Source organism: Nostoc parmelioides FACHB-3921 (genome assembly GCF_014696625.1).
GTDB lineage: Bacteria > Cyanobacteriota > Cyanobacteriia > Cyanobacteriales > Nostocaceae > Trichormus > Trichormus parmelioides.
The window spans coordinates 61237-74333 of the sequence record NZ_JACJQL010000025.1 but is presented as its reverse complement, the minus strand read 5'-3'; the positions used below and the strand labels follow the sequence as shown (position 1 = coordinate 74333).

Annotated in this window: 9 protein-coding genes; 6 read left to right on the top strand and 3 right to left on the bottom strand. The window is 39.9% G+C overall.

Going from position 1 to position 13097, the window contains the following annotated elements; genetic code table 11:
- Nucleotides 1-57 precede the first annotated feature (57 nt).
- The 3 genes from H6G14_RS17265 to H6G14_RS17255 all read left to right on the top strand — a co-directional run bounded on the left by H6G14_RS17265 (nucleotide 58) and on the right by H6G14_RS17255 (nucleotide 6004).
- Nucleotides 58-3000 (top strand): carboxypeptidase-like regulatory domain-containing protein, encoded by a 2943-nt coding sequence (locus tag H6G14_RS17265; protein ID WP_190568573.1) that lies wholly within the window; start codon nucleotides 58-60, stop codon nucleotides 2998-3000.
- A 224-nt stretch (nucleotides 3001-3224) separates the two neighbouring features.
- The gene (gene ppk1 / locus H6G14_RS17260) at nucleotides 3225-5435 is read left to right on the top strand and encodes a polyphosphate kinase 1 (protein ID WP_190568572.1); all 2211 of its coding nucleotides are present in this window, start codon (nucleotides 3225-3227) and stop codon (nucleotides 5433-5435) included.
- A 152-nt stretch (nucleotides 5436-5587) separates the two neighbouring features.
- Nucleotides 5588-6004: a response regulator gene (locus H6G14_RS17255; RefSeq protein WP_190568571.1), complete on the top strand. Its 417-nt coding sequence runs from the start codon at nucleotides 5588-5590 to the stop codon at nucleotides 6002-6004.
- Nucleotides 6005-6323: 319 nt separating this feature from the next.
- On the opposite strand, the gene H6G14_RS33640 is transcribed toward H6G14_RS17255, so the two are convergent.
- Nucleotides 6324-6506, bottom strand: a complete 183-nt coding sequence (locus H6G14_RS33640; RefSeq protein ID WP_010997744.1) for a hypothetical protein — start codon at nucleotides 6504-6506, stop codon at nucleotides 6324-6326.
- Between the two features lie 168 nt (nucleotides 6507-6674).
- Between H6G14_RS33640 and H6G14_RS17245 the strand changes: the two genes are divergently transcribed.
- Nucleotides 6675-7247, top strand: coding sequence for a DUF2854 domain-containing protein (locus tag H6G14_RS17245; RefSeq protein ID WP_190568570.1), 573 nt, complete (start codon nucleotides 6675-6677; stop codon nucleotides 7245-7247).
- Nucleotides 7248-7266: 19 nt separating this feature from the next.
- Here H6G14_RS17245 and H6G14_RS17240 read toward each other — a convergent pair whose 3' ends face one another.
- On the bottom strand, nucleotides 7267-7527 hold the full coding sequence (locus tag H6G14_RS17240) for a CRR7 family NDH-1 assembly protein (protein WP_190568569.1): 261 nt from the start codon (nucleotides 7525-7527) through the stop codon (nucleotides 7267-7269).
- Nucleotides 7528-8363: 836 nt separating this feature from the next.
- On the opposite strand from H6G14_RS17240, the gene H6G14_RS17235 reads away from it, so the two are divergent.
- Entirely contained in the window at nucleotides 8364-9398 is a 1035-nt protein-coding gene (locus H6G14_RS17235; RefSeq protein WP_190568568.1) for a response regulator, read from the top strand.
- A gap of 226 nt (nucleotides 9399-9624) precedes the next feature.
- On the opposite strand, the gene H6G14_RS17230 is transcribed toward H6G14_RS17235, so the two are convergent.
- Nucleotides 9625-10830 carry a histidine kinase gene (locus H6G14_RS17230; RefSeq protein WP_190568567.1) on the bottom strand — a complete coding sequence of 402 codons (1206 nt, stop codon included), beginning with the start codon at nucleotides 10828-10830 and terminating at the stop codon, nucleotides 9625-9627.
- 124 nt (nucleotides 10831-10954) lie between these two features.
- Here H6G14_RS17230 and H6G14_RS17225 point away from each other — a divergent pair, with 124 nt between their 5' ends.
- Nucleotides 10955-12454, top strand: a complete 1500-nt coding sequence (locus tag H6G14_RS17225; RefSeq protein WP_190568566.1) for a hypothetical protein — start codon at nucleotides 10955-10957, stop codon at nucleotides 12452-12454.
- The last annotated feature ends 643 nt before the right edge of the window (nucleotides 12455-13097 follow it).

Genomic DNA, 13097 nt, shown 5'->3' with positions numbered 1-13097 from the left:
ACTTTGCAGTCAAGAAATTTCTCGACTGCTTATAGGAACATTTGTGTTTAATTAACTATGTTTTACGATCGCCCCCCAATTTCCCCCCCACCAATCACGCCACATTCGTTAATAAGTTCTCTCCCTACGTCCCAAGATAATGATTATAGCCAAACGGCTGATACATTTAAGTATGCGATCGCTACTCCTAGTGAACTAGAAACATTTCCCAATGAGTTCTCTACAGGTGTTTCACCGCAGCTTTTTACAACAGAACATTTTAGTGAGAAACTCATTACTCAACATATAGTTAGCGAACTATCCGTTGGTAATACGAGTAACAATAATGTCACCAATATCCCAGGAATATCTACCGTTGACAATATTAAACAAGCTCCTAAAACTGAATCTTCTCCACAAAATTTGGGTAAACCGGAAAAAGATAATGGTGTCATAGCACCAGCAAATACAACAGATACAATTACTTTTACTGAAACTTCTAGTTCTGGTATAGAAACTTTATTACTAGGGGTAATTATTAACCGTAGAGAAGTTGGTAGTTTAGATGTTATACGTCGAGGAAATACCTTACTAGTACCTTTAGAAAACTTTGCTCAACTTACAGGCTTAACCGTTACAACAACTGATGACACTACAGAAATCAAAACACCTCTAGGTGCTGTGAAACTAGCGTCTAGTGAACTAGAGATAATTCAGGGAATTACCCATATTAGCGATTCTTTATTACAAGAAAAACTCAATACCACAATCGAATTGAGGTCTTTAGAAGCAGCTTTGATTGTTGGGTTACCTTGGTTATCAGGTAGTAGAGAAGCGCGAAACGCAGCAATTGATCTAGAACCAGAAGTTAAAGCACCGCTAAGTGGATTGTCTAGTTTTAGACAGGAACTTAATGTTGTTAATGATTCTGGTGGTACTCGGTTCCAGAGTTATAGTTTGTTGGGTGGGAGACTCGCTGGTGGGACTTGGCGTATACGTTTAAATAATAATTTTGAAAACTCTCCTAACTTATCTGAATATTTTTTCTATAAACGTAATGGGAGATTTCTTTATCAATTAGGTCGTCAACAAATAAGTGTACATCCCCTATTAAATGGGCAAATTTTAACGGGCGCACAATTTGGTTACACTAATTTGCCAGCAGATCGCTATAGACAAAGTTATAGTGCTAATCATTTAATACCAAGAAGTTCTCGTTCTGTACAAACATTTCGTGGTGAAGTTCCTCCAGCCAGTTTTGTGCAACTGCGAGTTGGTAGTAGAATAATTGCCCAACAGCAGGTAGGATTTGATGGAAGATACGAATTTTTTGATGTGAATTTGCCTGCGGGTCAAAATAATTTAATTGAAGTTTTGGTTTACGATCGCAACAATTTCAGTGTACCTATTGAAATTCGCTCTGTGAGACTCAACACCTCAGATTTGCTATTACCTCCAGGTGGTAACGTACAGTTATTAGGTTTGGGTTTTAGTGGTAACTTAGCTCAAAATGCTTTTTTTGACGATTATAATACTTCTGATTCTGGTAGTTTTGTAGGCTTTTATCAATTTAGGCAAGGTCTGTCAGATAACTTTACTGTTGAAGCCGGACTACAAGCAATTCCGAATACTTTCCAAACTCAAGTAGGTGCAATTTGGCGTATAGCCAATCCTGTGATTTTATCGGGTAGCGTGGGTACGTCTTTTAGTAAGCTTGCCTATAATGCAGATTTAGATATTCAATTAGGTGGGTTAGATATCAATGCTAACTCCCAACTATTCCCCGAAGGTTATAGAAGTGATAATGGCTCAACAGAAAGATATAACCATAGCTTAGAAGTCGGTTATCGCTTTAATAGTAATTTGAAGTTGGGCGTTTTAGCACGTAGTCGCAAAGCTGATTCAAATTCAACTGAGTATATTGCACCTACTTTCTATTTCCGTCCTTCCAATAGTTTATATTTCAGTGGCAGGCCTGATACTGAAGGGCAATATCTCTTTTATTCGGCTTATCAACCTAGTGTTTTAACTCGGTTATCATTTAGTAGCTTTGGTGATAACTATGCTACAGATTTTAGTTATAAATTAAGTAATAATTACCAATTATCTTTAGGTAATGATTTCGGTGGTAATCTACCAGCTCGCTACCTTGCTACAGTAAATTATTATCCCAGAAATATTAGAGGATTTAGTTGGAGGTTAGGGCTTGCTTATCGGGATGGTGATGTGGGGCCAATTGTTGGTGCTAGCACCCAATTGATACCGGGTCTATTTGCTAGAGTTGAATATCAAGCTATACCTTCCAGGGCTAGAAGTAATTTTGGTGGATGGGGAGATGATCGCCTCACAATTTCCTTAGTATCCGATTTATCATTCTCTGATGGTAGAATCTCCCCAGGTAACTTTAACTCTTTTGGTAAAGATAAGGGAGCTATTTCTGGACGCATTTTTGTCGAAGGAAGTAAAGAAAGCTTTGATTTAGGGGAGTCTAGTGTCCGAGTTACAGACAAATACGGTAAGATTATCGGTGGTGCAAAAACAGATGCTCAAGGTAGCTTCTTTGTCGGTAATTTGCCGGAAGGTGTCTACATAGTTGAGGTCATTCCCAAAGACTTACCTATAGAACTTACCCCCCTCAAAACTACCACAATTGCAGAGGTTGCGGGTGCGGCGGTAACTAAGTTGAGTTTCCCCATGAGGGTTGAATATGGTATTGCTGGACGCATTACAGATAGTGCAGGTTTGCCCGTACCTGGTTTAGCGGTAGAACTTGTTAATGCTGAAGGTAAAAAAGTTGGAACAGGCGCAACCGACGAATTTGGTCTGTATCGTGTAGATGGTCTTCCTGCTGGTCAATACACATTGCAGGTTCCCAATCAAAGCAACATCGATCGTAGCAATAGCCTGCCCAAACGAGCTATAACTATTGAGAACGATTTTGCCTACGACCAAAATCTGCAATTACCCATTTCCGCAGCCACTAAAGATGCACAGGAAGCACCAAAGTTACCTAATCCTTAAATTTGCGTGTTGTTGAATTGATGTATGAATAAAGAAAAGCAAAGATAAAAATCTTTACTTTTTGGGAAAATTTAATTTTATTTCGGCAACAACGCCCAATTTTAAATATTTAAGTGTGGCAATTATATTTATTAGCCAGATACTTCACCTTGATGCCCCATTTCATCTACGATATGAATTGTTCTCCCCTTCAATGGGCTGCATTAGGTTAATCTGCGATCGCCATGCCTAAATCAAAAAAAAGCTCTAATTCTATTAATTTAAACGATCCTCAATACTATCTTAACCGAGAGTTAAGCTGGTTAGAATTCAATAACCGAGTTTTACATGAAGCGTGCGACTCACGCACAAAACTATTAGAAAGACTCAAATTTTTGGCAATTTTTAGTTCTAACTTAGATGAGTTTTTCATGGTGCGGGTGGCAGCTCTCAAACAACAGGTAGAAGCAAAGGTCAGCCAGTTAACTCCTGATGGACGGACACCTCAACAACAGCTAAATGATATTCGGCTCAACCTGATACCCCAAGTTACAAAACAGCATCAACATTTTGAACAAATAATTCGCCCGTTGTTAGCTAGTCATGGTATCCATATTTTGGATTACATTAACTTGACTCAAAAACAACGCAGTTATCTAGATAACTATTTTGAAGATCAAATTTTCCCGGTTCTGACACCTCTAGCCGTTGACCCCAGCCATCCCTTTCCCTACATTTCTAATCTCAGCTTGAATTTGGCTGTAGTGGTCAAGAACCCAGAGACAGAAGAAGAATTTTTTGCCAGAGTCAAAGTTCCCAGCGTCCTCCCTCGATTTTTGCCCCTACCGCCAGAGCTAGCTTTTCAAGAGGACGGACAAGCAGCTAACTGGATAGGTGTACCATTAGAACAGGCGATCGCTCATAATCTGGATTCCCTCTTTCCAGGGATGAATATCCAAGAATATCACCCCTTCCGCATTACCCGCGATGCTGACCTAACTCTGGAAGAAGATGAAGCTGATGACTTGTTATTAGCAATAGAACAAGAACTGCGAAAACGCCGCATGGGTGGTTCTCCCGTCAGAATCGAAATTCAATCCCAAACGCCAGAACTCATCCGCACCAGGTTACTGCAAGACCTAGACCTGACAGAACAGGATGTTTACGAAGTAGATGGTCTGTTAGGTCTGCGTGATTTGATGTCCTTTATGGCTTTACCACTGCCAGAACTCAAAGATCCACCACGCCAATCTGTAGTACCGATGCGTCTACAACGGTTGCGAGAACCAAACTTAAACCCTGATGTTTTGGAGTTAGAGGAAGGTAAGGACTTTTTCTCAGTCATTCGAGAAAAAGATTTGTTTGTACACCATCCCTATCAATCTTTTTCTGCTACAGTCGTGCGCTTTATTACCCATGCAGCCCACGACCCGAATGTTTTAGCAATCAAAATGACCTTGTATCGTACTTCCGGCGATTCACCCATCGTTAATGCTTTAATCGCGGCGGCAGAAAATGGTAAACAGGTATCAGTTTTAGTAGAACTTAAAGCCCGATTTGATGAGGAAAATAATATTTATTGGGCAAGACGATTAGAAAGAGTTGGTGTTCACGTTGTTTATGGCTTAGTAGGCCTGAAAACTCATTGCAAAACTGTTATGGTAGTGCGACGAGAAAAAGACCGGATGCGCCGTTATGTACATATTGGAACTGGCAATTACAACCCAAAAACAGCAAGACTATATACAGATTTAGGATTGTTTAGTTGTCGGGAAGAATTGGGCGCGGATATTACAGATTTGTTTAATTTCTTGACTGGTTATTCACGGCAAAAGTCTTATCGTGAATTGCTAGTTGCACCTGTCAATATGCGCGATCGCTTTCTGGAGTTAATCCGTCGGGAAATCACCAACGTACAGCATGGATTTTCCGGTCGTATTGTTGCCAAAATGAACTCTCTTGTCGATCCACAAATTATTGCAGCTTTGTATGAAGCTTCCCGTGCTGGCGTACAAATTGATTTAATTATTCGGGGGATTTGCTGTTTGCGTCCAGGGATTAAAGATATCAGTGAAAATATTCGCATTATCAGCATTATCGGTCGCTTTTTAGAACACTCCCGCATCTATTACTTCCATAATAATGGGCAAGAAGAAATTTTTATTGGTAGTGCAGATTGGATGAGCCGTAACTTAGATCGGCGAGTAGAAGTAATTACCCCTATAAAAGACCCAGATATTGCTAAAGATTTGCAAGAAATCTTAGGGATTCTGCTAGCCGATAATCGTCAAGCTTGGGATTTACAAGCTGATGGTAGTTATATTCAGCGCCTTCCGGGAGAAGATTGTCCAGAAACTAACTCACAGAAGACTCTCATGAGTATGGCGTTACGTTCAACGGGAATTGCTACAAATCTGATCGATTCACCAAAAAGTTCTGCATATAAAGACAATTAAATCAACCAAATTTCCCTGTAAACATTAATTTTTTACAATTACTCTAATTAATCTTTATGGTTACACACAAATTATTCAACCATAGGATAGAGTAATCATTGGTACTTGTTCCCATAAACTATGAAAAATATCGTATTTAGTTATTCTTGGGAATGTTAATGTTCTCTTGTGAGTCCTCTACCTTAAAGGTTTTAGTGGTTGACGATCATGAACTGACTCGTTTAACCTTACAATTAGCCTTTTCTAGTCAGGAAAATATCCAAGTTGTCGGTCTAGCCAGTAATGGTCAAGAAGCTATAGAAATGGTAAGAGACAGTCATCCTGATGTTATTGTTCTAGATTTACAAATGCCAGTCATGGATGGTTGGAGCGCTTCTGGTCATATTAAAGCTATTTCCCCTGACACGCAAATACTAGCTTATTCGTCAGTAGAGGATACAAATCTTCCTGACACAAAGATAACTTCTAACTTTGATGATGTTTGTAAAAAAGATGTGCCTACCAAGGAACTTATTGCTTTGGTAAGACAACTGGGAAGACGTGGAGGGAATAGTTCTATTTCCAAATAAAAAGTCCACCCCTTTATGGGTGGACTTTTGTCAGTGGTCAGTAGTCAATAGTCAGTGGCAAAGCGAAAAGTGCGGTCTTGGGTTCTACCCAAGAGGAGCAACTTTTCAAGAAGACACATAAAAAAGCCACTCTTAAGATAGGGTATGAAACAAGATCCAAAAATACTCACAACTAGCAACCTACACACAGTGTAATCAATACTTTCGCTACGCCGCTTAACTAAATCGGTACAGTCGAAAATGGGGACTTGAGGAAATATTATCATTCAGAAGCGTCGGTAAAATCGTTATTTGACGTTAAGACCGACGCTTCTTTAATTTAATTGTTACCCGTTTCGGGAATAGTGCGTCTATATTCTTCTATCAATTCGTCCAGTTCTTCCAACGCTTGATTAACATCAACTCTTAAAATGCCTAGATTCGGTTGCTCTAGAAGGCTGAGTAAATACTCACGTTTACTTTGAACTGCTGTAATTCTTTCTTTGAGAGTTGGCAAATCCATTATTTTTGTATCCTAAAAGCGGCTTCAAATCTAAAGTTAACCCAAAAAAGGCTCATCATGTAGCTGGCATGAGAGAGAAAATTCTGGGTTTGAGCTAGGACTCTTCCCTATGTTGTCACTCATAACAGATGATAATAAAACTAAAGTGTTAAGAATTTATACTATCTCATGTTACGCCAAATCTCTTTGGGAACAATTGGTCTAAGTATCGGCAGCATATTAACTATCGTCGGGTTTGTTGCCTATGCTGCAAATAATGCCACACTAAACCTGGTTGGATTCTTTTATGGGTTTCCTTTACTTCTAGGAGGACTAGCACTCAAGGCTAACGAACTCAAGCCTATATCTTTTAGCCAGACGACAACAGCGTCAGTGTTACTTTTGCGCGAACAGCAAGCGACTGTGACCCAAAATAAAATCCGTAAAGATATCACTCGGTACTGTTACGGTCAGAATGCTCACTTAGACGGAGCGCTGTCTTACTTGGGTTTAAGTCCTTCAGATGAAGAAAGACCCATAGTTACAGGTCTACGGGAAACAGATACTAATGGTGCTTATACTCTAATTTTAGAATTTGATTCGCCTGAAATACCATTCAGTGATTGGCAACAAAAGCAAGAAAAAATGACCAAGTACTTTGGGCCAGGAGTTGAGATAAAAATTACTCAAGTGGGTGAAGATAACATCGAATTAGCATTGATTACTCTTAGTCAAGAGGCAATAGCCCAAAGCAATCGCTAATAACTCAATAATTAAAAACTTACTTTTCTAGCCGCACTGCGTACCATTGTAAATATTTTCCCGCGCCTACATCTAACTCACAACTGGTATCGATCAAGTGTTGGGCTTGGGCTGTCAAAGAATCTAATTTCTGTAACTCAAGGGGTAAATCCAAAAAATTGATTTTTTGTAATTCTCCCTTGAGTTTTTCTAATAATTCTATTGTGGTGAGAAACTGTTCCGGTTGGTTGGTTTCTAGGACAACAAAGTTATCCTGTTGATACATTAATGGATCTGGCATTGTCAGACTGTTCTAAGTTAGGCTGATGGATTCTACTAAGATAAATGAGATTTTTATAAAAATCTATTACAATGCTGTAATTCATCTAAGCATATGTAAAAAAAATTTGCATTTTTAGGAAAAAATAACTTTTGTAATATGTAATGGGTCTTTCAAATCCACATATCTTGAGCGAATATGAATGTCAGTTTCCTGACTTTAACTTCATATTTACTGACGCTTTAAATTTAAAAATATATTTTCACATTAGCTTGTCAACGGGAATCTTACTTAATTAAGTAGCAAATTAATAACAGTAGAAAATATTATGTTAATAGCTTGATAATAAACTTATACAATCTCAGTAATTTTCTTGAATATCCATTATTGTCAAGCTTACAGGATGTTTTCAATCGCTGCAACTGAATTGAGAGCAGGCCTGGGTTTGGTAAATCTTTGCCTTGTAATTTGGCGATTTATATATTGTTTTATTTTTTTAAGTTTATATACAAAAGAACTCCTGAAGTGAAAAATTAAGGTTCACATTTAAAGTTTTGCTGAATAGAGCAATTACGCTTTATCAGACGGGAACTATAACAGTAATATTTCTTATCATGCCTGTAAATAATCAATGTAATAAACAACTACCTTGGTTCTGCCTATTAAATGTATACCCAACCTAGTATTACTCCAGATTCTGGGTTACAAATTATCGAGAAGTATATAGCTACCAACTGTTTTCTATACACTCACGAAGATTTTGCTGAAATTATGACTACAGGTAGTTTAACTATGGAGGTGAAGCTTTTCTCTGTTTTTCAGTCCTCAGAACTCTGATTTTCTACGGAACGCATCTCATGTCAGGCATAAGCCCATATTCTCTTTCTAAAAAACCTCCCGTAATTTTGGTGGCTGATGATGACAAGACCATCCGAATGCTGTTGCGTGAAGCTATGGAAAAAGAAGGCTATCGAGTAGTAGAGGTCACAGATGGTAAACAGTGTCTAGACGCTTATGAGGCTGTTAAACCCGATATAGTCTTGCTAGATGCTATGATGCCTGTAATGGACGGTTTCACGTGCTGTAAACAGTTACTGCAAATTGCTAGAAATAATCTAATTACTGCGTTGGCAAATTTAGATACTGATTCTGGCTTAGGAAGTACCGTGATCTCCAGATTGTGGGAACGTACGCCCATCCTTATGATCACTAGTTTAAATGATGCAGAATCTGTAGATCGTGCTTTTGAAGCCGGCGCAACTGACTATATTACTAAGCCAATTCACTGGGCTGTGTTGCGTCAACGCTTACGAAGATTACTACAGCAAGCACAAGTGTATAAACAGTTAGAAGCTGCGAATATGGCCTTACAGCACTTAGCCAACGTGGATGGTTTGACTGGATTAGCTAATCGCCGTCGCTTTGATAATTATTTAAATACGCAGTGGATTAATTTGGTGCAGAAAGACGCTCCCTTGTCTTTGATTTTGTGTGATATTGATTATTTTAAATTTTATAATGACCAGTACGGACATCCGGCTGGGGATATTTGTTTACAAAGAGTAGGTGCGGTTTTAAGCTACAAAGCTCAGAAACATCAGGATTTAGTTGCCCGTTATGGTGGCGAAGAGTTTGCCGTGATTATGCCATATACTCATGCAAAAGGAGCGATTTATGTTGCCCATGCCATACAAACCAGTGTCAGAGATTTGCAAATTACCCACGATAAATCTGATGTGAGTCAACATATTACTCTCAGTATGGGTGTTGCCACCATAACCCCTACCTGGGAATCTTCACCTTCTGATTTGATTGCGGCGGCAGATAAGGCACTTTATAAAGCTAAGGAATCAGGACGAAACCGTATTTGTCAATGGAAAGATAGTCAATAGTCAATAGTCAGTTGTCAGTTGTGAGGCAGGGCGTTGGGCGGGTTCCCTGACTTAAAGCAACTGCCGAAACTGTAATGGTCAGTTGTCAGACGTTCGGCGTACTCCTCCAAAGAAGCAAGCTACGCATCGCGTCCCGGAGGGAAGCTAAGTCGAGCCGTTGTCAGTTATCAATAGTTTTCTTTTCCCCTTGCTTCCTGGCAATACCCCAGTCCCCAATCCCCAATCTTTAAGATGGATAAACGGGTAGGGTGAAGTGGAACCACGCTCCACCGTGGGGATTGGAGTCCACCCAAATTTGACCGTAGTGGGCGCGTATTATACGTTGGCAGAGGGAAAGACCAATGCCGTATCCTTCTTTGGCTTCATCTCGCTCTAAGCGATAGTGGTTTTCAAATATACGCTCTCGATTGTCATTGGGAATACCGGGGCCAGTATCACCAATACTAAATTGAACTTTTTGGGTAGTACGGTGTAATCCGGCAATGCTAATTGTGCCGCCTTCTGGAGTATATTTGATTGCATTATCGAGCAGATTTATCAGTACTTGGCGGATGCGTTCGGGGTCGGCGTAGACAGAGGGCAAATCTTGGGGAATATCTGTTTCTACTTTCTGCACTTTGGTGGTGTAACGATCGCGCAATTCTTCTAGTACTTCTAAACAGAGTAGACCTATTTCTGTTTTTTGTGGTACAATGATTAGTTCGGTATCAGTACCGCGACCCACCTGCAAAAGATCCGCAATCATTTTATCAATTGTTTTAGCTTGAGTGCGGGCTTGTTTTAATAGGTTGACTACTAACGCTGGTTTTAAGCGTTGAAATTGGCCGATATCTGGGTTGTAGTTAGATTGTAGGGTTTCAATAGCGATCGCTGCTGCTGTGAGGGGATTACGGAGGTCATGAACTAACATAGCAATTACCCGGTCTTTAAACTGTAACTGCTCTATTAGTTTTTCTTTCTCTTGTTTGAGATTGAATATTTCGTCTGAAAGCCTTAACAGTTCTGCCGAAACAGCGACAGAATTGATAGTTGATTGAGGTTGTGCTACCCGGCCATTATCATCTACACGTTCTTGCAAGTCCTCTTGCAACTTTGCATAGGTATCTGCGGCTGCTTGCCAACGCGGCCACAAATTTTTCAGTTGGGTGATGATGTTACTACCGGCTAAAATCTGTCTGGGTTCTGGATGAATTTTAATTAGAGCTGGTGTTGCTACTAACTTAAAATGTTCTGCCAAGTATGGTTGTTGCCCGACATCAATGATTTGAAGTTCAAAGTTATACTCGGCCTGCAAGTCTTTTAAGTAAGCACGGATACGCTGCACCTGCTGTTTGGACTTGGGTCGTCCATCGACGAACAATAACAGCTGGAGTGGAGCCTCAGAATAAATAGGCTGATCCTGGGAAACTTGCATGGAATCGTGTTTCAGCACTGGTAACAACCCGGCGACGCTTTGCGGAAATTAGAATAGACTGACAGGTGTCGATGGTCGTTCTTTTTTCAATTTAATATCTATTTTAGGTTTTTACTACACCTATCCACACAGGGTTTTTGAGATGAGATACATATTTCTTGGCCTTTTATTACCTTTTTATGTTGCTAGCTGGGAGAGAAATGCTCTTGCCCTAGAATATCAGTCTCCGTCTCATAATCATACTCTGGCGGTTGAGTCAACTGATGGAAATTTTTATACTAAGGCTAGTTACCTGCTTCAGCAGCAATTGGATTTGATTGTACGCATTGAACAAGCTTTAGTTTCTCCAGATGCTAATCGGATGCGTGCTGTACGGGGACAGTTAATTTTTCAAGTTAAAACGGTAGAAAGTTTTCTCCAGCGTCACAAGGGCGATAATTTTTGTAATCTTGCCAACGATTCCCCCGACGAGTTAAGCGAATCACAATCAAAAATTGATTGCGCGCTGTCTGCTTCTAGCCAGGAATTATTAAAGCTTGCACCTGTGATGGATAATCTCTTATCTCGCCGAGGTGAATTAGGTTTAGTTAGACGCTTACCCTTGGTGAGTGGTGAACGTAAGTTCGATCCGGTACTGACTATTGCACCAATACAACAGCCAGACCTGGGAAAGCCAGCAGCGCCTTTATCAACCAGAGAACCAAATCTAGCACCGACTAATCAACAGACTACCAACGTAACTTTGCCATCTGCACTACCGATTATTGGTAGAGTTGCGAAAACAGCCATAGCTAATTATGCACCGCCGATACAACCTGCGATCGCACCACCTGATATGGCACTGCATATACTGGCAAATGCCAAGCAGTGGTTGACAGCAGCACAGATAGAATTTCCCCCAGAAACAAAGTTTAGAGATGCTCAGGAAACAGCGAGGGTACTTGACCGTTTTGCTTACGGACTTGACCCCCAAGAACCGGAAACGTACGCTAAGTTTTTAAGATTGCCGCGTAGTGGGATTTTTCGGGTTTTACCTGCTTCAGCTTACCAGCGTCCACTAAATACTTTGTGGAATAGATTACAGCCCAAGGTGAGTGAGCGCTATTTTTTTCCAAGTTTGGGTAATACTCAGGGAGGTCTTAATCCTAGTTTAACACTCCAGGTTGTAGAAGAGAAATTTCAATTTCAGCATCAGGGCATAGACTATAGTTTTATGGTAGATGTGGGTGATGTGCCATTAGAGAAATTGGACAATAGCCTGAAAGTCTTACCCTCATCAAAAAAAGATTTTTTCTTAAACTACCAACCCCCCAAACAGTTAGAAGCTTTACAAGTAGATAGAAGAAGGTTTGTGACTGGTAAAGACCAAAATTGGCAGCAAAATCAGGTAATTCTCACCCATGCCACCGCTAAATTGAATCATACTTATTTAGTGCGATCGCTACAATTCCAACTGCCAGAGATTATTCTCAATGGTCAATTGGCAAATTTAGACAAGAGCAGATACGTAGACCAATTAAAACAAATTCGCAGCAGCGATATGATTCTTGCTTTTCGACCAGTCCGTAAGCGTTCTGATGGTAGTTATACTATACTTTGGCGGGTGTTAAATGAGTTACCTTCACCACAGATTCAAAACTAGGTAACGCAATTTGCTAGTTATTTGGTAATGGGTAATTGAGCAGAAATTCTTACCAATTACCAGTTATGAATTTAACGTGCGTCTCTGTTGGAGACTCACATTAAATTCATAACCGAGGTGGAAAATAATTTAGCTTGACTTGTGCAGAGATTACAAGCTGAGAAAATTAGTTAATTCGGAGAACATTTGGCACAGAAATGAGGGCTAAACTTACAGAATTGGCTCCCTGTTTTGGCATAAGCCGTACAGTAAGGAAAACTTGTGATTCCCATACTGGTGGGAAGTAATCTTGCACCCTTGGATAATCGTTGAGTGTGTTTGTTTTTAGGAGCAGAGAGAATCAAGGAAAGAAGTTTAGGTAATCCCAAACAAGCGAAGATATTGATCAGCGTTAGTAAGAAAGCATCTAGTAACTCTATAGGTAATCACCCCCATTGGATAATCAGGTGGCTTCTGTTATTGGCTGTCAATTTCATGCACCAGCTCGTACTCTCAGAACCATCAGTTCTAAGTTATATAAAATAACTTTAACATAAACTTTTATCAATACAACCGTGAAGGTCACGAAACTGCATACACCCAAGGTGGTGTAGATATGGAAAAGAGATATTCTAACGTAGTAACAGAATTAATTAAGAAAAAA